The organism is Cupriavidus sp. FW305-26, from assembly GCF_058787975.1.
In genome coordinates, this window is sequence record NZ_JBYTAH010000073.1 from 13,373 (window position 1) to 35,267 (window position 21,895).

The 21,895-nt window shown below is 67.0% G+C and carries 23 protein-coding genes; 15 read left to right on the forward strand and 8 right to left on the reverse strand.

Translation table 11 applies throughout. The features are described from left to right. Positions 1-62: 62 nt before the first annotated feature. Positions 63-776 (reverse strand): TetR/AcrR family transcriptional regulator, encoded by a 714-nt coding sequence (locus AC3WQZ_RS29355; protein ID WP_011614326.1) that lies wholly within the window; start codon positions 774-776, stop codon positions 63-65. Positions 777-841: 65 nt separating this feature from the next. Here AC3WQZ_RS29355 and AC3WQZ_RS29360 point away from each other — a divergent pair, with 65 nt between their 5' ends. Further along, positions 842-1,795, forward strand: a complete 954-nt coding sequence (locus AC3WQZ_RS29360) for a DUF2855 family protein (protein ID WP_492301756.1) — start codon at positions 842-844, stop codon at positions 1,793-1,795. Between the two features lie 32 nt (positions 1,796-1,827). Here the strand turns inward: AC3WQZ_RS29360 and dbpA are convergent, their stop codons facing one another. From dbpA to AC3WQZ_RS29375, 3 genes are all read right to left on the reverse strand, one after another. Continuing rightward, a complete protein-coding gene (dbpA, locus tag AC3WQZ_RS29365) occupies positions 1,828-3,237 on the reverse strand; it encodes an ATP-dependent RNA helicase DbpA (protein WP_010811426.1) in 1,410 nt (469 codons plus the stop codon). Positions 3,238-3,270: 33 nt separating this feature from the next. Beyond that, on the reverse strand, positions 3,271-4,176 hold the full coding sequence (locus tag AC3WQZ_RS29370) for a DUF72 domain-containing protein (protein ID WP_011614324.1): 906 nt from the start codon (positions 4,174-4,176) through the stop codon (positions 3,271-3,273). A gap of 141 nt (positions 4,177-4,317) precedes the next feature. Continuing rightward, complete coding sequence (locus AC3WQZ_RS29375) at positions 4,318-5,487, reverse strand: DUF4382 domain-containing protein (protein WP_041687089.1); 1,170 nt, start codon at positions 5,485-5,487, stop codon at positions 4,318-4,320. A 561-nt stretch (positions 5,488-6,048) separates the two neighbouring features. Here AC3WQZ_RS29375 and AC3WQZ_RS29380 point away from each other — a divergent pair. After that, a complete protein-coding gene (locus tag AC3WQZ_RS29380; RefSeq protein ID WP_492301758.1) occupies positions 6,049-7,848 on the forward strand; it encodes a methyl-accepting chemotaxis protein in 1,800 nt (599 codons plus the stop codon). Positions 7,849-7,959: 111 nt separating this feature from the next. On the opposite strand, the gene AC3WQZ_RS29385 is transcribed toward AC3WQZ_RS29380, so the two are convergent. Next, positions 7,960-8,394: a helix-turn-helix domain-containing protein gene (locus AC3WQZ_RS29385; protein WP_010811422.1), complete on the reverse strand. Its 435-nt coding sequence runs from the start codon at positions 8,392-8,394 to the stop codon at positions 7,960-7,962. 74 nt (positions 8,395-8,468) lie between these two features. On the opposite strand from AC3WQZ_RS29385, the gene AC3WQZ_RS29390 reads away from it, so the two are divergent. Both AC3WQZ_RS29390 and AC3WQZ_RS29395 read left to right on the forward strand, forming a co-directional pair. Then, the gene (locus tag AC3WQZ_RS29390) at positions 8,469-9,359 is read left to right on the forward strand and encodes a class I SAM-dependent methyltransferase (RefSeq protein WP_010811421.1); all 891 of its coding nucleotides are present in this window, start codon (positions 8,469-8,471) and stop codon (positions 9,357-9,359) included. Beyond that, positions 9,352-9,855, forward strand: a complete 504-nt coding sequence (locus tag AC3WQZ_RS29395; protein WP_492301760.1) for a DUF2938 domain-containing protein — start codon at positions 9,352-9,354, stop codon at positions 9,853-9,855. Before AC3WQZ_RS29390 ends, AC3WQZ_RS29395 begins: the two co-directional genes overlap by 8 nt. Before the next feature lie 45 nt (positions 9,856-9,900). On the opposite strand, the gene AC3WQZ_RS29400 is transcribed toward AC3WQZ_RS29395, so the two are convergent. Beyond that, positions 9,901-10,791, reverse strand: coding sequence for a restriction endonuclease (locus AC3WQZ_RS29400; RefSeq protein WP_492301761.1), 891 nt, complete (start codon positions 10,789-10,791; stop codon positions 9,901-9,903). A 276-nt stretch (positions 10,792-11,067) separates the two neighbouring features. Here AC3WQZ_RS29400 and AC3WQZ_RS29405 point away from each other — a divergent pair, with 276 nt between their 5' ends. Beyond that, complete coding sequence (locus AC3WQZ_RS29405) at positions 11,068-11,931, forward strand: hypothetical protein (protein ID WP_439668456.1); 864 nt, start codon at positions 11,068-11,070, stop codon at positions 11,929-11,931. A 2-nt stretch (positions 11,932-11,933) separates the two neighbouring features. Here the strand turns inward: AC3WQZ_RS29405 and AC3WQZ_RS29410 are convergent, their stop codons facing one another. Together AC3WQZ_RS29410 and AC3WQZ_RS29415 are read right to left on the reverse strand one after the other, a co-directional pair. Next, positions 11,934-12,452, reverse strand: a complete 519-nt coding sequence (locus AC3WQZ_RS29410; protein ID WP_492301762.1) for a lecithin retinol acyltransferase family protein — start codon at positions 12,450-12,452, stop codon at positions 11,934-11,936. Between the two features lie 284 nt (positions 12,453-12,736). Then, positions 12,737-13,060: a nucleotide pyrophosphohydrolase gene (locus AC3WQZ_RS29415; protein WP_010811417.1), complete on the reverse strand. Its 324-nt coding sequence runs from the start codon at positions 13,058-13,060 to the stop codon at positions 12,737-12,739. 145 nt (positions 13,061-13,205) lie between these two features. Between AC3WQZ_RS29415 and AC3WQZ_RS29420 the strand changes: the two genes are divergently transcribed. The 10 genes from AC3WQZ_RS29420 to AC3WQZ_RS29465 all read left to right on the forward strand — a co-directional run. After that, positions 13,206-13,865 carry a methyltransferase family protein gene (locus AC3WQZ_RS29420; protein ID WP_010811416.1) on the forward strand — a complete coding sequence of 220 codons (660 nt, stop codon included), beginning with the start codon at positions 13,206-13,208 and terminating at the stop codon, positions 13,863-13,865. Between the two features lie 134 nt (positions 13,866-13,999). Next, entirely contained in the window at positions 14,000-14,794 is a 795-nt protein-coding gene (locus AC3WQZ_RS29425) for an IclR family transcriptional regulator (RefSeq protein ID WP_011614315.1), read from the forward strand. 80 nt (positions 14,795-14,874) lie between these two features. Further along, on the forward strand, positions 14,875-15,630 hold the full coding sequence (locus tag AC3WQZ_RS29430; protein ID WP_010811414.1) for a transporter substrate-binding domain-containing protein: 756 nt from the start codon (positions 14,875-14,877) through the stop codon (positions 15,628-15,630). Positions 15,631-15,648: 18 nt separating this feature from the next. Further along, entirely contained in the window at positions 15,649-16,317 is a 669-nt protein-coding gene (locus tag AC3WQZ_RS29435) for an amino acid ABC transporter permease (RefSeq protein WP_010811413.1), read from the forward strand. Beyond that, the gene (locus tag AC3WQZ_RS29440) at positions 16,314-17,075 is read left to right on the forward strand and encodes an amino acid ABC transporter ATP-binding protein (RefSeq protein WP_013955141.1); all 762 of its coding nucleotides are present in this window, start codon (positions 16,314-16,316) and stop codon (positions 17,073-17,075) included. The genes AC3WQZ_RS29435 and AC3WQZ_RS29440 overlap by 4 nt, the downstream gene beginning before the upstream one ends. Then, positions 17,072-18,022, forward strand: a complete 951-nt coding sequence (gene hutG, locus AC3WQZ_RS29445; RefSeq protein ID WP_058697456.1) for a formimidoylglutamase — start codon at positions 17,072-17,074, stop codon at positions 18,020-18,022. Before AC3WQZ_RS29440 ends, hutG begins: the two co-directional genes overlap by 4 nt. A 186-nt stretch (positions 18,023-18,208) precedes the next feature. Continuing rightward, entirely contained in the window at positions 18,209-19,603 is a 1,395-nt protein-coding gene (locus AC3WQZ_RS29450; protein WP_011614313.1) for a saccharopine dehydrogenase NADP-binding domain-containing protein, read from the forward strand. Next, positions 19,603-20,778: a glutathionylspermidine synthase family protein gene (locus AC3WQZ_RS29455; protein WP_058697454.1), complete on the forward strand. Its 1,176-nt coding sequence runs from the start codon at positions 19,603-19,605 to the stop codon at positions 20,776-20,778. Before AC3WQZ_RS29450 ends, AC3WQZ_RS29455 begins: the two co-directional genes overlap by 1 nt. 6 nt (positions 20,779-20,784) lie before the next feature. Next, on the forward strand, positions 20,785-21,510 hold the full coding sequence (locus tag AC3WQZ_RS29460; RefSeq protein WP_492301765.1) for a hypothetical protein: 726 nt from the start codon (positions 20,785-20,787) through the stop codon (positions 21,508-21,510). Between the two features lie 62 nt (positions 21,511-21,572). Then, positions 21,573-21,895: DUF350 domain-containing protein (locus tag AC3WQZ_RS29465; protein WP_492301766.1), on the forward strand; the 323-nt coding region annotated here is incomplete at its 3' end.

Here is a 21,895-nt window from a genome sequence, read left to right on the forward strand (position 1 = left end):
ACAGGGTGACTTACGCGAATCTTTGTAAGCAATGTTGTGACGCCCGCATGGCAGCCGCCGGGTCAAGGTTGCGCATCGGTCGCTTTTTCGTCCAGTGCCGCCAGGCACAGCGCCTGCATTTCGGACACCCATTGCGCCGGCTGCAGCGCCGCGCCCTGCAGCAGCAGCCGATAGCGGCGCGCCCCCCAGACCGCCAGCACCAGTGCCTGCACCTTCGCGGCATCCGGGGCCGTGGGCAAGTCGGGGCAAGCGCACAGCGCCCGGCGCCAGGCCTCGCAGAACTCTTCGAACACGCGCCGGTGGTGCTTGGGCTCGGCGATGCGCGGCTCCAGCCCGATGATGTCGGCATCGAAGACGATGCCCGTGGCCTCGTCGTCCGCACCGCAGGCGATGGCCACCAGCCGCCGCACGCGCGTGCGCCAGTCGGCGTCAGCCCGTTGCGTGACCTCGGCGTCGATGCGCGCCAGCATGGTCTCGACCGTGTGGCGCACGTAGCCCGACGCCAGCGCTTCCTTGCTGGGAAAGTACTCGTACAGCGTACCCACCGAGAACCCTGCCTCCAGCGCCACCGCGCGCGTGGTCACGCCGTCCCAGCCATCGCGGCACCAGATCCGAACAAAGGCGTCGTAGATGGCGTTGACGGTGAAGTGCGCGCGCTGCTGCGAAGGGCGCTTGAGCGGCTTGCTGCGCGGCGTGGCGGGCCGTTTCAGGTCGCCGGCGGCGGGCGCTTCGTTTCCGAACCCGGCGGCGTTGGCGCGGCGATAGATTCTTGGCATCGGCCTCACGGAAGTCATGGCGAACATTGCACGCCGGACGGACGGGCCGCGAACCAGGAGAAGACATGGCAGCAACTGAACCGACCCTTGCCATCACGCGGCTGTTCAGCCGCAAGGATGCCCTAAACGAAAGCCGGCTGGAAGCCGCGCACGAACCCGCCAGCGCCGCGCCCGGCGAAGTGCTGCTGCGCCTGGACCGCTTCTACGGCTACTTCCCCATCGCCAGCCATTTCCGCATGCAGCCCGGGCGCGTCACCGCGCGCGGCTTCTACGATGCCGCGGCGCACCGCGCAAAGCTGACCTCGGCCTACAACCAGTACACCCGCGTGCAGAACGACGCCGCCTACGCGCCGGAACTGGAGCACTACCAGATGCTGTACCGGCCGCTGTTCATCACCTCGTTCATGCTGGCCGACTTCCTGGAAGACAACCGCTTCTTCGGCGCACGGCGGCTGGTGGTGTCCAGCGCCTCCAGCAAGACGGCCTATGGCACCGCCTTCTGCCTGCGCGACCTCGACGGCATCGCGCTGACCGGGCTGACCTCGGCCCGCAACCGCGCCTTTGTCGAAGACCTCGGCTGCTACGGCAGCACCGTCACCTATGACGAACTGGCATCGGTGCCGGTGGACGAGCCCACGCTCTATGTCGACTTCTCCGGCGATGAGTCGCTGCGCGCGCGCGTGCATGCGCATTTTGGCGACAGCCTGGTGTACGACTGCTTTGTCGGCTCGACGCAGAACACCGGCTTCCTGCGCGACCTGCACCTGCCCGGGCCCAGGCCCGAGTTCTATTTCGCGCCGGTGCAGATCCGCAAGCGCAATGCCGACTGGGGACCGCAGGAAGTGAACCGGCGCTTCAACGCGGCGCAGCGCCGCTTTATCGACCATGCGCGCGATCCGGCCAAGCGCTGGCTGGCGCTGGTGGAGGAACGGGGATTCGAAGCCGCGCAGGCACGGATCGCGCGGCTGGCGGCGGGGAGCGGGGCGCCGCAGGAGGGGTACGTGGTGGTCGTGGGGTAAAAGCAGAACGGGCCCCGCATGGGGCCCGTCTTTCACTCCGTCAGCATCCGCACCTTCACCTTCTTGCCCTTGACCTTGCCGGCATTGAGCCGCTTCACCGCCTCGCGCCCGATGCTGCGCTCCACCGCGATATAGGTCGACATCTCCAGCACATTGATCTTGCCGATCTGCTCCTTGGTGAAGCCCGCCTCGCCGGTCAGTGCGCCCAGGATGTCGCCGGGGCGGATCTTCTCCTTGCGGCCACCCAGCATCTGCAAGGTCACCATCGGCGGCAGCAGGCGTTCATTGCTGGCGGGCCTCAGGTCGGCCAGCGGCTGCCATTCGAATTCGCCGCCGTGGTGCTGTTCCAGGTTGCCCACGCGGCCCATCTCGTCCATGCTGACCAGGCTGAAGGCCCAGCCTTCCTGGTCGGCGCGGCCGGTGCGGCCGATGCGGTGCACGTGCACCTCAGGATCGGGCGTGATCTCGACATTGATCACGGCCTCGAGCTGCGCGATATCCAGCCCGCGCGCGGCCACGTCGGTTGCCACCAGCACCGAGCAGCTGCGGTTGGCAAACTGCACCAGCACCTGGTCGCGCTCGCGCTGCTCCAGTTCGCCGTGCAGCGCCAGCGCCTGGTAGCCCTGCGCGCGCAGCAGTTCCACCAGCTCGCGGCAGCGCGCCTTGGTATTGCAGAAGGCCAGCGTGCTGACCGGGCGGAAGTGGTCCAGCAGGCGCCCCACCGTGTTCAGGCGCTCGCCTTCCTCGACCTCATAGAAGCGCTGGCGGATGGTGGTGTTGTCGTGCGTAGCCTCCAGCTTGACCGACTGCGGGTTGCGCAGGAAACGGTGGCTGAGCTTGTCGATGCCGGGCGGATACGTGGCCGAGAACAGCAGCGTCTGCCGGTCCTTCGGGCAGCGGCTGGCCACATAGGCGATGTCGTCGAAGAAGCCCATGTCGAGCATGCGGTCGGCCTCGTCCAGCACCAGCGTGTTGATGCCGGACAGATCCAGGCTGCCGCGGTCGATGTGATCCAGGATGCGGCCGGGCGTGCCCACCACGATATGTGCGCCATGGATCAGGCTGTCGACCTGCGGCCGCATCGGCGAGCCGCCGCACAGTGTCAGCACCTTGATGTTCTCTTCGGCGCGCGCCAGGCGGCGGATTTCCTGCGTGACCTGGTCGGCCAGCTCGCGCGTGGGGCACAGCACCATCGCCTGCACATCGAAGCGGCGCGGATCGAGCCGGTGCAGCAGCGCCAGCCCGAAGGCGGCGGTCTTGCCGCTGCCGGTCTTGGCCTGCGCCACCAGGTCCTGGCCTGCCAATGTGATCGGCAGGCTGGCCGCCTGGATCGGCGTCATTTCGTCATAGCCAAGCTGCGCCAGCGTGGCGAGCATGGTGGGCGACAGCGGCAGGTTGGAAAAAGCGGTGCCGGCTTGCGGCTGGGCGGGGGTCGAGTTCATGCGCGATTATAGCGATCCAGGGATGTCGATCCGTCAGTCATCGGCCGGCGGCGTCCAGTCCAGCCGCTCCAGCAGCGCCTGCGCCGCGGCCGGCGCGCGTTCCTTGGCGCCGTTGATAAAGAAGACAAAGACTTCGCGCTTGCGCGCGGCGGTCTTGCGGTCTTCCACCGTCGGCAGGTCGTCCGGCTGGTGGCCCTGCGCCCACGTGCGCACCCGCGCAGCCCACGCATCCAGGTCCCTGGGCGCATAGCCGGCCTTCAGCTTCGCGCTGCTGGCCATCAGCCGTGCATAGACAAAGTCTGCCGTGAGATCCGCCATCGACGGAAACTTGGGCGAATCGGTAAAGACCGTGGCGGCCTTGTACTTGCGCGCGAGCTTGAGGTAGTCCGGCGACTGGAAGCTGTCGTGCCGCACCTCCAGCACGTGGCGCAGCTTCACGCCTTCCACCGAATCCGGCAGCAGCTGCAGGAAGGCCTCGAAGTCCTCCGCATCGAACTGCTTGGTGGGCGCGAACTGCCACACCACCGGCCCCAGCTTGCGGCCGAGCTCGGCAATGCCGCTGTCGATGAAGCGTTCGATCGATTCGCCGGACTCGGCCAGCACGCGCCGGTTGGTGGCAAAGCGCGAGGCCTTCACCGCGAACACAAAATCATCTGGCGTGTCGTCGCGCCATTTGGCGAACGAGGTGCGCTTCTGCGTGCCGTGGTACGTGCTGTTGATTTCGATCGCGCTGAGGTGGCGGCTGGCATAGGCCAGCTCACGCGCCTGTGCCAGGCCGGCGGGATAGAAGTTGTCGCGCCACGGGGCGAAATTCCAGCCACCGATGCCAACCCGCACCGGCTCGGTGGACGTGGCGGCTTTGCGTGACCTGGCCTTGGGTGTGGCCTCTGAGGTTGCTGCAGTCCTGGATGCGGCCTTCGCCGCGGTGCGTGCTGCCATGGCGCGATCTCCCGAAACGCGAGACTGGCAGTCTAGCGGGAAACTGCGCCAGGCGGTGGCGGCGCAAACACGCCCCTGGCCAACAAAAAAAGCCGGAAGAGGGCCAGGCCCCCTTCCGGCTCCGTTCCCGGTCCCCCGGAATCAGAACGAGAAATTCACCAGGGCGTCGGCAGCGCTCACGTCCGCCGGCTGGGTCTGCACCGCACCCGTGGCGCTGGTGGCCTGCACGCTGTACTTGCCCGCGGCAGCGCCATCCGGCTGCAGCGGAATCGGCAGCGCGGCCTGGTAGGTGCCGATCACCGGAGCGGCCACCGGCAGCGCCGGTTCGGTGGCAAACATGCTGTAGGCGCCGGTATCGCTGGCGGCGGCCGTCGCCGCAATCTCGAAATTGCCGCCATTGACCAGTTGCAGCGCGCGCAGGGTCGCTTCCGCCGAAACCGGCGTGACCGAACCCGAAACCCGGCGATAGGTCGACGCCGGCAGCGACATCGGTGCCGCCGCGGTCGAGATCGCCGTGGGCGTGCCCACCACCACCGGCACGGCGCGCACGATGCCCGCCGCCTTGCCATTGGCAGAACCCGGCACCACCACCACGTCAACTGGACCGGCCGTGCTGCTCTGCTCGATCGGTGACAGCTTGAAGTTGCCGTTGGCGTCCGCCACCGTCGACTTCACCACCACGCCGTTGCGCTCGGCATAGACGCGCGCACCCGGTGCCCCGCTGACCACGCCGTTCACTTCACCGCTGACGGTCATCGGGATCGCCGTCACCACCGGCTTCAGGCCAAAGGTGCCATTGCCGCGCGTGACCACCGACTTGCACGCGTCAAAGTCCAGCACCAGGTCGGTCAGCGTACCCGCTGCCACGGTGAACGGCCGATTGATCTTGATGCCCGACTGCACCGCGCTAGGCGTATCCAGCGTCTGCTCAGTGCCGCCGATGGGCACCACCGAGTTGGCCAGCGCACCGGCGCCGCCGCCACGGTTGGCATCGAGCACCAGGCGCACCTGCTGGTAGTTGCCGGCAGGCAGCGCGGCCTGGCCCAGCACCGTCATCACGCCGTTGGTCAGCGACAGCAGGTCGATCTTGCGCGCGGGCACGACGTCGATATCGACCCAGCCCCCGGCGCTCGTCTCGGCGCTGGCGCTGCTGTGCACGCGCACCTTGTTGACGGTCACGAAGACATTGTTGAAGCCACAGGCCGGCGCATCGGTCATCGAGACCTTGAGCGTGCCCTGCCCGCCGCCATCATCGCCACCACCACCGCAGGCGGCCAGCGCCAGGGCACCGCTCAAAGCAAGCACGCGCATCGGCGCGGAAGTCAAGGAAAGGACTGACACGGTAGGCTCTCCGTTTGGGTTATTTGTGAGTTGATCGGAGGATATGTTGCCGATCGCATAACGGCTGTAAGTCTTTGTAATACGTTGTGAAAAAGTCGTTAGCTTGTCTGATGACTGATCAGAAAGGCTTGACGACATATGTGATCCCGCCCAAGCCGCCGTCGGATGCGCTGCGGCAAGCGTTCTGCTGCAGCTGCCGTCATGCCCATGAACGCCGTATCAACATCATCGCTGCATTGCAACGCCGCTTGTATTGCAACGCATCCGATTTGGCGTTTGATCAGGCCGAAACCCGCTCCCACCCGCTCCTGCGTGTGTTCGCGTTACGAATGCAGATCCACCAGCGCGCATTCCCGAACCGCGCAAGCGCACTATCGTGCACCAACTTGGCGTGTTGTGTCGTCAACCTGATCACATTCGACAGGGTTTCTCCTGTCGGCCTCAAGTCGGGCGCACCCGCTCCGTATACAGCGGGGTGGAAATCCCACACACAAACGCCCCCAAACGATTCCCTACGAAGGATCTCCCCTGATGTTCACTACCATCCGTGCGCGGATCGTGGCCCTGTGCGTGGCCATCGTCATCGCCGCGCTCGCCATCAATACGGCGCTGAACCAGTTCGTCGCCAACCGCTATAACGAAGACGCCATCGACAGTAGCCTCGCGGCAGTGCAGAGCGGCCACGCCAGCGCCATCGCCGACTGGGTGGCCTCGCACAGCCAGATGATCCAGTCGCTGCAGGACGCCATGCTGCAGCCCGAACCCGATGCTGCGCTCAGGCAGATTGCCGACGCCGGCGGCTTCACCAACGTCTACGTCGGCTACGCCGACAAGACCGCGAAGTTCTCCAACCCGCAAGGCATCCCGCCCGGCTACGACCCGACAGGCCGCCCCTGGTACCAGCAGGCTGCCACGGCCGGCAAACCCGTGGTCACGCCGCCCTATGTCGATGCCGGCACCGGCAAGCTGGTGGTGGCATTTGCCGCGCCAGTGGTGCGCGACGGCGGCGTCAAGGCCGTGGTGTCCGGCGATGTGGCGATGGACAGCGTGATCGCCAACGTCAAGGCGATCCACCCCACGCCGGCAAGCTTCGGCATGCTGGTGGCCAGGAACGGCGACATCGTCGCCCACACCGACGACAAGCTCACGCTCAAGCCGGTGACGGAACTCGCGCCTGCGCTGAACGCCGACAAGCTCGCCGCACTGGCCGGCGCAAAGACGCCGCTGGAAGTCGAAGTCGGCGGCAGCGCCAAACTGCTCGGCGCGCGCGCCATCCCCGGCACCGACTGGATGGTCATCGTCGCCCTGGACAAGGCCGAGGCCACCGCCGGCATGCGCTCAGTGCTGGTCGCATCGGTGATCGCAATGGTACTGATCGCAGGCATGGCCGCCGCCGTAGTGTGGGGCGTGGCAACGATGTCGTTGCGCGGCCTGTCCACCGTGCGCGATGCCATGGACGCCATCGGCTCCGGCGACGGCGACCTGACCCAGCGCCTGCCCGCCGACGGCAACGACGAAGTCGCGCAGATCGCGCGCGCCTTCAACACCTTTGCCGACAAGCTCTGCACCATCATGCGCCAGATCCGCGACGCCAGCGAATCGGTGCGCGCCGCCTCCGACGAGATCGCCGCCGGCAACACGGACCTGTCGCGCCGCACCGAATCCGCCGCCACCAGCCTGCAGCAGACCGCGGCCTCGATGGAAGAAATCACCGCCACCGTCAGCCAGTCGGCCAGCTCGGCCCAGCACGCCAACGAATCCGTCACCGCGGCCTCGCGCGTGGCCGCCGACGGCGGCGTCGTGATCGGCGAAGTCATCACCACCATGGGCCAGATCGAGAACGCCTCGGTCAGGGTCTCCGACATCATCGGCGTGATCGAAGGCATCGCCTTCCAGACCAACATCCTGGCGCTCAACGCCGCGGTCGAAGCCGCCCGCGCCGGCGACCAGGGCCGCGGCTTCGCCGTGGTGGCGGGCGAAGTGCGCGCCCTGGCCCAGCGCAGCGCCCAGGCCGCCAAGGAGATCAAGACCCTGATCGAATCCACCGTAGGCAGCGTCAGCTCCGGCTCCGGCCAGGTCCGCCGCGCCGGCGACACCATGAGCGAGATCGTCAGCAACGTCTCCAGGGTGACCGGCATTATTTCCGAGATCACTCAAGCAGCCATGGAACAGACCCGTGGTATTCAAGAGGTGAATATGGCGGTGAGCCAGCTGGATCAGATGGTGCAGCAGAATGCGGCGCTGGTTGAGCAATCCACGGCGGCTGCCGCGGCGCTGCAGACGCAGGCCGGGAGCCTGGCGGGGGCGGTGGGGCAGTTCAGGTTGGGGTGAGATTGGCTCCATCCTTAAGCTAATCCCCGCAAATTCTGCGGAGAATGGCCCCGCCAGACTCCGCAGAGACCAAAAAAGGGGTCATTCGAAACGCTTGTTCAGGGCGGAACGTCAGTCCATTGGAAGCCCGTGGGCATGCTTCCTTCCACCAATCGCCCCCGACGCCGCCGCCCGCAGGATCCGCTGGAACGTCGGGCACTCCATATGCCTTGGCGCCGGACAAACCGCCGCATGCCGCAGTCCGTCGCGCATCGCCGTCAGCTTGCGGATGGTCCGGTCCAGCTCATCCGCCTTAGCCGCCAGCACCTGCCGGTCGATGTTCGGCTGTCCCTGTGGCGAGAACATCTGCGCGATGTCATCCAGCGAGAAACCGGCGGCACGCCCCAGCGCGATCAGCGCCAGCCGCTCAAGCACGCCGGCATCGAACACGCGCCGCATCCCGCGCCGGCCGATGGACGCGATCAGCCCCTTTTCCTCGTAGTACCGCAGCGTCGAGGCCGGCACGCCAGCCTGCCGGGCCACTTCCGCAATATCCAGGCTTGTCACCGCTTGACCTCAAGTCGACTTGAACTGGCACAGTGTAGCTTCCATGCCAGGGCGGCGTGCAAGGAGATACGACCATGGGTGAGCAACAGCAGACCAGCAGCAACGGCGGCGACCAGGCCGCACTGTGGAACGGCCCGTCCGGCCATGCCTGGGTCGCGGAGCAGGCGGTGCTCGACGACATGTTCCGGCCGCTGGAAGGCCTGCTTGTCGATACGGTGGGCAAGACTTCCGCGCAGCATGTGCTCGATGTCGGCTGCGGCACCGGCAGCACTACGATCGCGCTGGCGCGCAAGCTCGGCGCGCAAGGCAGATGCACCGGCATCGATATTTCCGAGCCGATGCTCGCCGCTGCACGGGCACGCGCGCAACACAACGGCTCGACCGCCAGCTTTATTCGCGCCGACGCGCAGGACTACGCCTTCGCGCCAGCAAGCTTCGACAGCATCGTGTCGCGCCTGGGCGTGATGTTCTTCAGCGATCCGGTGCGGGCCTTTGCCAACCTGCGCCGGGCCGCAACACCGGATGCCACGCTCCACTGCATCGCCTGGCGCAGCGCCTCAGAGAATCCGTTCATGACCACCGCCGAGCGAGCGGCCGCACCGCTGCTGTCCAACCTGCCGCCGCGGCAGCCGGGGGCGCCGGGGCAGTTCGCCTTCGGCGACCGCCAGCGCGTGCAGGCCATCCTGGAAGAGGGCGGCTGGGGCGGGATCGATGTCGAGCCGATCGACTTCGCCTGCACGCTGCCGGAGCCTGCGCTGGTGGACTACCTGTCCCGCCTGGGTCCCGTCGGACTGGCCCTGCGCGAGGCCGATGCAAGCACACGCGCCAGCGTCATCGAAACCGTCCGCGCGGCATTCGAGCCTTACGTTCATGGCGCAACTGTGCGCTACACCGCTGCCTGCTGGATGATCACCGCCCGCGCTGCGGCTTCATCACTGACCGCCGGCGAGACTGCCCATGCCTGATACAGCGGTGGCCCTCCTGCTCAATGCAGTCGTGATCGGCACCGGCGCAACGCTGGTGATGGACGCCTGGGCCATCCTGCGCAAGCGGCTGCTGGGCGTCCCTGCGCTGGACTATGGACTCGTAGGCCGTTGGCTCGCGTGGCTGCCGCGAGGACGCCTTTGCCACCATCCCATCGCCGCATCGCCGCCGGTGCGCGGCGAGCGCGGGATCGGCTGGATCGCGCATTACCTGACCGGCATCGTGTTCGCGGCCATCCTGCTGGGCCTATGGGGACTCGACTGGGCGCGTCATCCGACGCCGGCGCCCGCGTTGATCGTCGGCATCGGCAGTGTGGCGGCACCGTTCCTGCTGATGCAGCCGGCGATGGGTGCCGGCATCGCCGCGAGCCGCACGCCGCGGCCAAACGTGGCACGGGTGCATAGCCTGGTGACGCATGCGGTGTTCGGGCTGGGGCTCTATGTGGCGGGTTGGGTCGTGAGCCTGGTAGCGAACTGACAAGCGGGCACAGCGGCAGGCTGCCGCGGTACGAACCAGGGAGAGTCAGAGGCCACGCACGCCGCGGCATTTGGGGAACGTGGCGCAGCCCCAAAACGGATTGCCAGCGTTCGCGCCTTGTTTGGCGATGCGTTGGATCATGGCACTGCCGCAGCGCGGGCAACCTGGCACGGCGGCTGGCGACATCTCAGTTGGCTTTGGCGGCTCCGCGGCACGTGTCGGCGCGTTCGCGGCTGCAGGCTGTGCGGCCGATCCCGTCGGCGCTGCGGCGCGGGCGCGCCTGACCAGCACGGAGAGTGCCTGGCCATCGATCAGCTCAATGTTCCGCGCGGACGCGAAGGCCCGCGCATCGGCGGTGAACTGCCCCGATGTCACAACGAATCCTTGCGCCGCACCCTGCGCAGCCATCACGCCATACAGTTCCCGTACCACCGTGACCGGCACCTTGTAGGCGCGCCATTGCTTGCACTGCACGAGCGCCAGCTCATTGCCTTTTCTGAGCCGCAGGTCGATGCCCCCATCCGCACCGCCGCCACCGGTTGCCGCCACGGCGTAACCGCGCATCCGGAACACCTCTCCCACCAGCCGCTCGAAATCGCGCCAGCTCATCTGGCGCAGGGCGTCGCCAGACTGGCTCGCCGCCGCGCTGCGCACCAGTCCTTGCCGCTTGCGGCGGCCCAGCCACGAAGCCAGCGCGCCGGCCAGCAGCAACAGCGGCACGATGTACTGCCCGTACGTCGATAGCGCCTTGACCATCTGCGTCACGACCATTTGGCCGATTTGCCCCGGCGCGGCACTGACCGGCACTTCGGCAATCGCATAACGGTGCAGCACCGCGTAGGCAATGATGGCCAACGCAACGCCTGCCCACCATGGCAGTGCTGCGGCGATGCCATACAGATCCTCGAAGACGCTCGATTGCTTCCTGCGACCCATGGTGACCCCTTCGCTTTTTGTTTTTGTCAGACAGAAGGATGCCGTACGGGGGCTGGCATGTCGCCCCTGCGCACGCGGGGGACGATGGGGTAGGCAAAAAGGTATATCCGCGTCTTTCCGGATTTATGGCCTCAGCCAGGCATCGGAGACCGCGTCCAAAGTTTGCCGCCCGCTTCTGTGGGCTATCGAACCGTAGATTGCTGGCGCCGCTCCAGAATAGAAGTCCATCGGCGCCCGCTTCAGCGCCGGACGATCCCCACCATCACGGGCGACAGGATGACAAGGCTTTCGGGCCGGCTGGCTGCGTGCATCGCGTTCGGCCTTCTGCTGGCTGCCAGTGCGCAGGCGTCGGATATAGCCTGCAAGACCACGCTGCGTCCTTCCCGCTGCGACGATCCGCTCGCCGCCGGCACGTCCTGCCTGCATTCAGTGCCACACGCCGCCGACCTGATCTGCGATCACGCGATGCTCCATCGCGAACATGAGCGCATCCACGCGGACCAGCAGCGCCGGCTACGCGCCGGCGCGATTCAAGGAAGCGACATCGCCGCCTGGCGGGAGCGCCGGGACGCCTGCACGTCGGTGGCATGCCTGGACCGGGTCTTTGCCAGCTGGCGGCGGCAGCCAGGCAAGAAACCACCGCGGGCTGCCGCGCCGCAACCAACGCCGCCGGCGGCGCGGGCGCGGGAGGTGTCGAGGAACAAGCAGGCTGCGGTCAGGGTCGAGGCCTCGCGGCCAGCGGTCGCGCCACCTTCAGCGACGCCAGCGACTCAACCAGCAGCGGAGCAGCTTCCAGCTCCACCACCGTCGGAGCCATTGGCAGAAGCGGGGATTCATGCGCCCCCTGTGGTGATCCAAAGAGCCTCCGGCCCGACGCTCCAGCAAGCTTCAGTTCGTCCGACGCCGGCGCCGCAACCACGCGGCTGGGCATCGCTGGGAACGCTGGCGTGGCTGGGCATGTGCGGCGCGGGCGTCGCCTGCTGGTCCCGGCGTACGCGCGGCGAGTGGCTGCCGGGGGTCACCCGCCTGCGCGAGCGGACTCGGGATGCGCCGCCCATCGTGCTGTTGGTGAGCGGACTGCTCGCTTTGAACGGGGTACTGCTGTTGTGCGTCCTGACGGCGAGCCGGCCATTGTCGTGAGCTCATGCCGTCGCGCCGTCCCATGCAGGCGCGGGCGCAGTCTTGCACCAGCAAAGCAGCATGCTCGCCGCCAGGCGCAGGCCGCTGAATGGATGCATCAGGCAATGCCGCACCTGCTCGCTGCGGCTTTCGCCGTACAGGCACCACATGCAGAAGTGCTCGCAGTTGTTGGTCAGCAGGCGGTAGCAGTCCTCGCCCAACCGTGAGCGGGCGCGGCCGACGGATTCAGCGGCACTGTACCGCGCCATGGGCGTGCTCAACACCGTGATGCCATGGCCGGCAGCAAAGGCGGCCAGGCTCAGTTCTTCCACCGGGCCGCGCTGCTGCCGGTGGCAATAGCCAGCGTAGTGCACCACCATGCCACGCCCGACGTAGATGCCGTGGTGTGCATAGCCATGACGCGGCGTGACCAGGTGTGCGCCGAGGTGCGGCTCTGCATCGGCGGCGAGGCGCGATGCCAGTACGTGCGGGCTGCGGGTGGCCTGCGCCGTTGTCTTCGTCGTTTCACCGAGGGATGCCATCACCGTCTCCATTGCAGGCCTCTGCCGGGCCATGCCCTATGACTGCATAGGGCGTGCCAGTGACGGATGAGATCGGCGCCTGGTGGTGCGGGCGTTGCGTGAAGGGGTGCGAAGAGAAGGATGCGAGACACGGCCCGATGCAGAGCGGCCGCGCATCGCAGAAACAGGGCTCGGCCGGCTTGATCAAATGATCAAATTCCGAGCACCGCCACGATCAATTGGATCAAAGCATCAAGCCCCCGGCAAGGCATCGCGACGGCGGCGACAAACCTGCGCCGGGCGGCTCATTCCGGCAGCGGGTACTTCCTGGCGTTCATCTCCATCTTGGCGCGGATCGCCGCGTCCAGGTCCACGCCCAGCGCCGTCACCAGCTGCGCCAGGTAGATAGTGATATCGGCAAGCTCCTGCTCCACATGCTCGCGCTCGTCGGTGGACATGATGGCGCGCGATTCCGCGTCGGTCTGCCACTGGAAGATCTCGACCAGCTCGGACACCTCCACGCTCAGCGCCATCGCGAGGTTCTTGGGGCTGTGGTACTTGCCCCAGTTACGGGCCTTGCCGAAGTCTTGGGCGGCTTGCTGGAGGTTCTTGATGTCGATCAGGGGCATGATGGTGTGACGAAAGCGGTTCACTGCGCCCCCGCATGCGCCGGCGCAAGACGCAGATTTAATCACGACCCGGCCGCCCTCGACACCCGGGCCGACTGAGGCTTACCCTTCGCTTGTGCATCCACCGTCTCAACGGAGGTTCCCCATGCGCCCGACTCCCGGCCTGGCAATTGCCACTCTCGCCGGCACGCTCGCCTACCTGGCCATCGCGATTGCAGGCTGGGGGGGCATCGCCCCCTTCTTCGCGCACCCGGCGCGCGTGGCCCTGACCCTGGTCCTGTTCGCCCTGTCCATCGCCGCGCTCTTCTCCGGCGGCAATATCAGCAGCGGCATGCGCGAGGACCGCGGCAACCGGTGGGTGCTGGCAGTGTTTGGCGTGCTCGGGCTGCTGGCGGCGTACCTGCCGCCCTTTACCGACCGCATCGGCTTCTGGACGCTCGATGGCGACACCATGCGCTGGACCGGCGTGGCGCTGTTTGCCGGCGGCGGCGTGCTGCGGCTGTGGCCGGTGTTTGTGCTGGGGCGGCGCTTCAGCGGGCTGGTGGCGATCCAGCCCGGGCACACGCTGGTGACCACCGGCATCTATGGCGTGATCCGGCATCCGAGCTACCTCGGCTTCCTGGTCAGTTCGCTGGGATGGGTACTGGCATTCCGCTCCGGCGTGGGCGTGGTGCTGACGCTGCTGATGGTGCCGGTGCTGGTGGCGCGCATCCGGGCGGAAGAAGCGCTGTTGCGCGACCAGTTTGGCGACGAGTACGCGTCGTACTGCGACCGGACCTGGCGCATGCTGCCGGGCATCTACTGAGCACGGGGCAGCGGCGCCCCGCGCACTTGGCGGATCAAATCGCCAGCCACCAAGGGTTATCCCTAGTCATTCATTCCCATTTTCCGGGACTCAAGGTTTTGATTTATGGGAATCAGGTCCTATTCTTGGGCCCTATGTTGAATGCCGTCGACAACCCCACTGCCGTGAAGCCCACGACACCCACGCCTGCCGAACCCGCCCAGCCCGCGGGCGGTGCCGATCGCGTGCTGTTCGTGCTGGCGGCACTGGCGCAACACGGCGCGCCGATCACGGTACGCGAGCTGGTTGCCAAAACCGGCCTGCCCAAGAGCACGCTCTACCGGCAACTGATGATGCTCAAGCGCTGGGGCTTCGTGCTGGAGTCCGACGGCGAATACGCGCCGGGCCCGATCAGCCTGCAACTGGCGCTCGGCTTTGACATGGCCTCGCACCTGGCGCGCGAAGCCTTGCCCGACATGCAGCTGCTGGCGCAGCAGTCCGATGAAAGCGTAGGCCTGGTCGTCGCCGTCAAGGATCACGTGGTGTGCCTGGAGATGGTGGAGAGCCGCCAGTCGCTGCGCTGCTCGTTCGAGAAGGGCCGCGGCGTACCGCTGCGCGCCGGTGCGTCGGCCAAGTCGCTGCTGGCGTTCATGCGCGACGAAGCGCGCGAGCGCCTGGTCCGGGCCCAGTGCGAGCCAGGCGAAGCCGAACGGCTGCTGGCCGAGCTGGCCGCCATTCGCGAGACCGGCTACGCCGTCAGCGAGGGCGAGGTGGATCCGGGCGTGTGGGGCGTGAGCGCGCCGCTGTTCTCGCGGCGCAGCAAGGCCGATGCGCTGGGCTCGATCACGCTGATGGTGCCGGCCACGCGGCGGCAAGGGCGCGAGTCCGCGCTGATCGACATGACCGTGGCAGCGGCGATGCGGATTTCCGCGCGGCTGCAGTCTTACTGAATACCAAGCAATTCGTTACCGCCGCCGTCGGCAAACCCATGCGACGGCAGATCCCTCGTTCCCGAGAATAGGAGACTTCCATGAACCTTCGTCGCAAATGCCTGATGGCCGGCCTGGCAACCCTGACCGCCCTGACCCTCGGCACCGCCGCGCAAGCGCAGGACAATGCCGTGCTGCGCGTGGCCACCGACGCCACCTTCCCGCCGATGGAATTTATCGAGAACGGCAAGCGCACCGGCTTTGACGTGGAGCTGGTGGAAGCCATGGCCAAGACGATGGGCAAGCGGGTTGAGTGGACCGACATTGACTTCAAGGGCCTGATCCCCGGGCTGGTCTCGCGCCGCTTTGACATGGCAGTTTCCGGCATCTACATCACACCCGAGCGCCGCAAGGTGGTGGACTTCACCGAGCCGTACTACGTCGGCGGCCTGGTGGCACTGGTCAAGAGCGGCAACACCACCGTCCACGCCCCGGCCGACCTGAACGGCAAGAAGGTCAGCGTGCAGGTGGGCACCAAGTCGGTCAGCTTCCTGCGTGACACGTATCCGCAGGTGCAGCGTGTGGAAGTCGAGAAGAACCAGGAAATGTTCAACCTGGTCGAGATCGGCCGCGCCGATGCCGCCGTGACCGGCAAGCCGGCCGCGATGCAGTACGTCAAGACCCGCGGCGGCCTGCGCATGGTGGAGCAGCAGCTGACCACCGAGGAATACGGCATGGCCGTGCGCAAGGACACGCCCGAGCTGACCCGCGCCCTCAATGCGGCACTCGCCAAGGTGAAGGCCGATGGCACCTACGCCAGGCTGACCCAGAAATGGTTCGGCACGGCCGCCAAGTAAGCCGCGCGGATCATCATCATGGAATTGGATTTTTCTCCTGTCTTTGCCGGCTGGCATGACATTGTCCACGGCGCCGTCATCACCGTGGAGGTGACGGCCTGCGCGCTGGTGCTGGGCTGCGTCATGGGCCTCTTGGTCGGCATCGGCCGGCTGGACCCGAAGCGCCGCGTCATCTACAGCATCTGCACCGCCTACGTGACCTTCATCCGCGGCACGCCGCTGCTGGTGCAGCTGTTCCTGCTGTTCTTCGGGCTGCCGCAGTTCAACATCCTGCTGCCGGCCTTTGTGTGCGGCGTGATCGGGCTGGGCATCTATTCCGGCGCCTATGTCTCGGAAATCGTGCGCGGCGCGATCCAGTCCGTGGACAAGGGCCAGATGGAAGCCGCGCGCTCGATCGGCATGTCGTCCGGCCAGGCCATGCGCGCGGTGATCCTGCCGCAGGCCATCGTGCGCATGATTCCGCCGCTGGGCAACGAGTTCATCGCCCTCATCAAGAACTCGGCGCTGGTGTCGCTGCTGACCATTGCCGACCTGATGCATGAGGGCCAGAAGATCATCAGCGTGTCGTACCGGTCGCTGGAAGTCTATCTGGCGATCGCGCTGGTTTATCTGATCCTGACGAGCGCGGCCGGGCTGATCCTGCGGCGCGCCGAACAACGGCTGCGCATGGGAGGCATGGTGCAATGAGCGATTCCGCAATCATCCGGATCCGGAACCTGGGCAAATCGTTCGGCGGCCATACCGTCCTGCGCGGCATCGACTTCGATGTGGAGCCGTCGCAGGTCGTGGTCGTGATCGGCCCCAGCGGCTCGGGCAAGAGCACCTTTTTGCGCTGCTGCAACGGCCTGGAACAACCCGAAGCCGGCACCATCGACATCGTCGGCAAGCGCCTGGTGACCGACGGCCAGCTGATCGGCGAGCACGAGCTGAACCAGCTGCGCACCGAAGTGGGCATGGTGTTCCAGTCGTTCAACCTGTTCCCGCACCTGTCGGTGCTGCACAACGTCACGGTCGGTCCCCGCATGCTGCGCGGCGCCTCGCGCGAGGAAGCCGAGCGCAAGGCGATGGGCCTGCTTGAGAAAGTCGGCCTTGCGCACAAGGCCCACGCCATGCCCGCCAGCCTGTCGGGCGGCCAGAAGCAGCGCGTGGCCATTGCCCGTGCGCTGGCCATGGAACCGCGCGTGATGCTGTTCGACGAGCCTACCTCCGCGCTGGACCCCGAGCTGGTGGGCGAAGTGCTGCAGGTGATGAAGGTGCTGGCCGCCGAAGGCATGACCATGGTCGTGGTCACCCATGAAATGGGCTTTGCCCGCGAAGTGGCCGATGTGGTGGTCGTCATGGATGGCGGCGGCATCATCGAGGCCGGGCCGCCGTCGGTCATCTTCTCGGCGCCGACGCAGGAACGCACGCGCGGCTTCCTGCAGGCCGTGCTGACGCGGGCATGACGATGGCTCTGACCCAGAACCTCTGGCAGGGCCGTGTCGACGACGGCGAGCGTGGCGACACCACGCGCCTGTTCCGCATCGTGCATGCGCTGGAAGCGGCAGACGTGACACCGCTCGACGGCGCACCGGTGTTGCTCGGCTTCAATTGCGACGCGGGCGTGCTGCGCAACCAGGGCCGTCCCGGTGCCGCGCACGGCCCCGACGCCATCCGCCAGGCGCTGGCCAACGTGCCGGCGCACGGACTGCCCGCGCTATATGACGCCGGCAATGTCAGCTGTGACGACGGCGAGCTGGAATCAGCCCAGCTGGCGCTGGCGGGCACCGTGCGCGACGTGCTGGCGCGCGGCGGGCTGCCGCTGGTGCTGGGCGGCGGCCATGAAGTGGCCTGGGGCACGTGGCAAGGCCTGCGCGCGCACCTGGATGCGCAGGACGATGGCGGGCGCGTGCTCATCATCAATATCGACGCCCACTTCGACCTGCGCACCAGCCGGCCCGCAAGCTCCGGCACGCCGTTCGACCAGATCGCCAACGCCTGCGCCGAGCGCGGGCAGCCGTTCGACTATGTCTGCCTGGGCGTCAGCCGCCTCAGCAACACGCCGGCGCTGTTCAGCCGCGCGGATGCGCTGGGCGTCTGCTACGTGGAAGACGTGGACATGCAGGAGCGGCACCTGGAATCGCGCCTGGCCGAACTGGCGGCGCGCATCGATGCCACCGACCACCTGTACCTGACCATCGACCTCGACGCGCTGCCGGCGGCCGTGATGCCGGCCGTGTCTGCGCCCGCGGCCTGTGGCGTGCCGTTGACGGTGGTGGAGGAAATCGCCATGCTTGCCCGCCACAGCGGCAAGCTGCGCGTGGCCGACCTGGCGGAATACAACCCGCACTACGACCGCGACCACCAGGGCGCGCGCGTGGCGGCGCGGTTGGCCTGGCGCCTGTTCGGCTGACAGGCAAGTCACCCCCAGCCGCCCGGCGGTTGGCACCAGCCGCGCCCGGCTATAGTATTGCCCTTCGCTATATTTAGCGATTCCGATCAGAATTGATAAAGCGAGGCGAGGGCAGTCCTGCGCCGGCGCGGCCGTCCTGCCGCGCCCCCGGGCCGCCCATCGCCGGTTACGGGCGGAAGGGTCTGCGTGATCGAACAAATCGTCATCGTCGGCTTTGGCTGCATCGGCCAGGCCGTGCTGCCGCTGCTGGAACGAACCTGGCCGCGGGCAGCGATTACCGTGGTGGACCGCGTGCTCGACGGCACGCGCCGGCAACTGGCCGCCCGCCACGGGCTGGATGCCATCGACGCCACCATCACGGCCGGCAACTTTGAAGCGATGCTGGGCCCGCTGCTGCGGCCTGGCACTTTCCTGCTGAACCTGGCACCGTCCGTCTGCAGCCGCGACCTGATCGCGCTGGCGCAAGCGCACGGCGCGTTCTATGTCGATGCCGGCATCGAACCGTGGGACTATGAAGCCGACCCGCAGGCCTCGCACCTGAGCAACTACGCGCTGCGCCACGAGATGCTGGCCTTCGCCCGCGGCCGTGAGACGCAGCCGACCGCGCTGGTGGCGCACGGCGCCAACCCTGGGCTGGTCTCGGTGCTGGTCAAGGCCGCGCTGATGGAACTGGCCGGCAATATCGGCTTGAATCAGCCCGAGCCCCACGACCGCGCCGGCTGGGCTGCCCTGGCGCGCGCACTGGACTTGCGCGTGATCCAGATCGCCGAGTACGACAGCCAGCAAGCCCCCGGCTATCCGCGCGACGGCGAGTTCGCCAACACCTGGTCGGCCGAAGGCTTTATCACAGAATGCCTGCAGGACGCCGAACTCGGCTGGGGCAGCCATGAGCCCGCGCTGCCGCCCGATGGCTATCGTCACGGCTACGGCAGCGGCGCGGCAATCGCGCTGGACCGGCCAGGGCATCGCACGCGCGTGCGGTCGTGGTCGCCGGTGCATGGCCCGTTCGATGCGTACCTGATCACGCACAACGAATCGATCTCGATCGCCGAATACCTGACCGACCAGTCTGCCGGCCAGCCGCTGCACCGCCCCACCGTCTACTATGCCTATCGCCCGACATCCGCCACGCAGACCTCGATGCAATGGCTCGACGAACGCGCCGCCCCGCGCGTGCGCGGCGAACGCATCCTGCGCGACGAGATCCAGTGCGGCGAGGACGAACTGGGCGTACTGCTGATGAGCGGCCGCCATGGCGCGGTCTGGTACGGATCGCGCCTCTCCACCCAACGCGCGCGTTCGCTGGCGCCGTACAACACCGCCACCAGCCTGCAGGTGGCATCGAGCCTGATCGCCGGCATGCAGTGGATGCTGGCCAACCCGGCGCGCGGCGTGGTGGAATCGGATGCGCTCGACTTTCGCCCCGTGCTGGCCGATGCCGCGCACTGGTGGGCACCGCTCAGCGTGCAGTTCTCCGACTGGCTGCCGCGGCCCGGCGCCACGTCGCTCGCCTTCACCGACTTCCTGCTGGACGATGCCATGACCCAGCCCGATCCATCGCCCCTGACCATGGCCTGCTGATGCAACGCATCCCCCAGACCCCGCGCCGCAACTGGCCGCGCGAACTCGAGAAAGTCGGCTTCCACTTCCATTCGCTCGACGAATTCAACGTCCCGCGCGAAGTCGATGACAACACCTTCTTCTACTGGCGCGAAGACGCCGCCTACGCCTTCAGCAAGCAGGAGGTGGAGACGCTCTACGCCGCCGCGTACGACCTGAACCAGCGCTGCCTGGAAGCCGTGCAGCACGTGATCGACCACGACCTGTTCGCGCGCCTGGCAATCGACAAGGACTTCGCGCAACTGATCCGCACCTCCTGGGACCGCGACGAGCCCACGCTGTTCGGCCGCTTCGACATGACGCTGGACCAGCACGGCGTGCCCAGGATGTACGAGTTCAACGCCGACACCCCGACCTCGCTGATCGAATCCGCCGTCGCACAGTGGTACTGGAAAGACACCGTGCAGCCACAGGCCGACCAGTTCAACAGTCTGCACGACGCGCTGGTGGCGCGCTGGCAATGGCTGCGCAAGCACTACCGCAACGCCAGCATGCTGCACCTTGCGTGCATGTTCGACAGCCAGGAAGACATCTGCAACACCGAGTACCTGATGGACACCGCGCTGCAGGCCGGCTGGTCCGTCAAGCTGGTCGACCTGCAAGACATCGGCACCGACGGCCGCGGCAACTTCTATGACGCCGACAACGTGCCGATGGAAGTCGTCTTCAAGCTCTACCCGTGGGAATGGATGGCCACCTCCGACTACCGCGACCAGCTGGCACACAGCCCAGTGCGCTGGGTCGAGCCGCCGTGGAAGGCCGTGCTGTCCAACAAGGCCATCCTGCCGATCCTGTGGGAGCTCTTTCCCGGCCACCCGAACCTGCTGGAAGCCAGCTTCGACCCCAGCCATTTCGCCGGTCAGCCGCACGCCAAAAAACCCTTCCTGTCACGCGAGGGCGAGAGCGTGACCCTTGCCACCCCGGAAGGCGGCCACGTCCACAACCCCGGCGAATACGGCGCCGAAGGCTTCATCTACCAGGCCTATTCGCCGGCGCGTCGCTTTGACGGCCGCTACACCACGCTGGGCGTATGGATTGTCGACGACGTGCCCAGCGGCCTGTGCGTGCGCGAGGAATCCGGGCCCATCGCCAAGAACACCAGTTTCTTCGTTCCACACTACTTCATGAACGAGTAAGGACCGATGGCAAAGAAGAACAACAACGGCCGCAAGCCGTCAAAGTACGACAGCCCGTACCAGCCCAAGTCGAAAGGATCGCCCCGGTCCGCGTGGCAGCCGCAGCCCTATGCGGGCGAGCAGAAACGCAGCTCGCCCACGCTGTGGATCATCGGCGCCTGCGCCGTGGTGGCCGGCGTGGCGGCACTCGGCTCCTGCAGCGACGACGCCGACGACGATCCCGGCGTGACCGTGCGCCGCGCCAGCTACGCCACGCTGGAAGACTGCGAAGCCGACTGGAACACCCCCAACGACTGCGAAAGCGTGCCGGTCGACGACCCCAGCACCATCTACAGCTCCAGCCTGAACGCATCCGCCAGCGACGCCGCCACCGGCGGCTCCGGCACCAGCCACGGCAGCAGCATGTACTACGCGCGCTGGTACGGCCCGTACTACACGTCCAGCGGCACCGTCTACCATCCCAACGGCACCCAGACCCGGCGCGACATGTCCGCCGGCCCGCTGCGCCCGATGAACGTCTACGACAGCACCGGCACGCGCACGCAATCCTTCATCAACGCCACCCCGCACGCCGCGATGGTGGAAGAAGCCACCGTCCGCCGCAGCTCCCTCAGCGGCGGACGCTCCATGGGCCTGTCCATGCGCGCCGCGGCCGTATCGCGCGCACCGGTGGTATCGCGCGGCGGCTTCACCAGCCGCTTCGGCAGCTCCGGACGCTCCGGCGGCGGCTGAGTGCCGCCTGCCGATCGCCATGTCGTATTCACATCCCTGACAACTGACAACGAGTCCAACCTATGGTCAATGCCATGCACCCGGCGCTTGCCTACCTGATCTATATCGTCACCAGCTTTGCCATGCTGGGGCTGTTCCTGCTGGTCTATACGCGGGTGACGCCGCATCGCGAGTTCCAGCTGATCCGCGAGGGCAATGTTGCAGCGGCGTTGTCGCTGGGCGGGGCGGTGCTGGGGTTCTCGCTGACGTTGTCGTCGAGCATTCAGCACAACGCTACGTTTGGGATGTTTTTGTTGTGGGCGTTTGGGGCGTTTGCGGTGCAGGTGTTGGCTTATCTGGTGGTGGCGAGGGCGTTGGGGGGTGTTGGTGAGGCTATTTCCAGCGA

Excerpts from the sequence above, each read along its gene's own strand:
- AC3WQZ_RS29355 (WP_011614326.1), bottom strand. The coding sequence starts at position 776 with ATGCCAAGAATCTATCGCCGCGCCAACGCCGCCGGGTTCGGAAACGAA.
- AC3WQZ_RS29360 (WP_492301756.1), top strand. The coding sequence starts at position 842 with ATGGCAGCAACTGAACCGACCCTTGCCATCACGCGGCTGTTCAGCCGC.
- dbpA (WP_010811426.1), bottom strand. The coding sequence starts at position 3,237 with ATGAACTCGACCCCCGCCCAGCCGCAAGCCGGCACCGCTTTTTCCAAC.
- AC3WQZ_RS29370 (WP_011614324.1), bottom strand. The coding sequence starts at position 4,176 with ATGGCAGCACGCACCGCGGCGAAGGCCGCATCCAGGACTGCAGCAACC.
- AC3WQZ_RS29375 (WP_041687089.1), bottom strand. The coding sequence starts at position 5,487 with ATGCGCGTGCTTGCTTTGAGCGGTGCCCTGGCGCTGGCCGCCTGCGGT.
- AC3WQZ_RS29380 (WP_492301758.1), top strand. The coding sequence starts at position 6,049 with ATGTTCACTACCATCCGTGCGCGGATCGTGGCCCTGTGCGTGGCCATC.
- AC3WQZ_RS29390 (WP_010811421.1), top strand. The coding sequence starts at position 8,469 with ATGGGTGAGCAACAGCAGACCAGCAGCAACGGCGGCGACCAGGCCGCA.
- AC3WQZ_RS29395 (WP_492301760.1), top strand. The coding sequence starts at position 9,352 with ATGCCTGATACAGCGGTGGCCCTCCTGCTCAATGCAGTCGTGATCGGC.
- AC3WQZ_RS29400 (WP_492301761.1), bottom strand. The coding sequence starts at position 10,791 with ATGGGTCGCAGGAAGCAATCGAGCGTCTTCGAGGATCTGTATGGCATC.
- AC3WQZ_RS29405 (WP_439668456.1), top strand. The coding sequence starts at position 11,068 with ATGACAAGGCTTTCGGGCCGGCTGGCTGCGTGCATCGCGTTCGGCCTT.
- AC3WQZ_RS29410 (WP_492301762.1), bottom strand. The coding sequence starts at position 12,452 with ATGGCATCCCTCGGTGAAACGACGAAGACAACGGCGCAGGCCACCCGC.
- AC3WQZ_RS29415 (WP_010811417.1), bottom strand. The coding sequence starts at position 13,060 with ATGCCCCTGATCGACATCAAGAACCTCCAGCAAGCCGCCCAAGACTTC.
- AC3WQZ_RS29420 (WP_010811416.1), top strand. The coding sequence starts at position 13,206 with ATGCGCCCGACTCCCGGCCTGGCAATTGCCACTCTCGCCGGCACGCTC.
- AC3WQZ_RS29425 (WP_011614315.1), top strand. The coding sequence starts at position 14,000 with ATGTTGAATGCCGTCGACAACCCCACTGCCGTGAAGCCCACGACACCC.
- AC3WQZ_RS29430 (WP_010811414.1), top strand. The coding sequence starts at position 14,875 with ATGAACCTTCGTCGCAAATGCCTGATGGCCGGCCTGGCAACCCTGACC.
- AC3WQZ_RS29435 (WP_010811413.1), top strand. The coding sequence starts at position 15,649 with ATGGAATTGGATTTTTCTCCTGTCTTTGCCGGCTGGCATGACATTGTC.
- AC3WQZ_RS29440 (WP_013955141.1), top strand. The coding sequence starts at position 16,314 with ATGAGCGATTCCGCAATCATCCGGATCCGGAACCTGGGCAAATCGTTC.
- hutG (WP_058697456.1), top strand. The coding sequence starts at position 17,072 with ATGACGATGGCTCTGACCCAGAACCTCTGGCAGGGCCGTGTCGACGAC.
- AC3WQZ_RS29455 (WP_058697454.1), top strand. The coding sequence starts at position 19,603 with ATGCAACGCATCCCCCAGACCCCGCGCCGCAACTGGCCGCGCGAACTC.
- AC3WQZ_RS29460 (WP_492301765.1), top strand. The coding sequence starts at position 20,785 with ATGGCAAAGAAGAACAACAACGGCCGCAAGCCGTCAAAGTACGACAGC.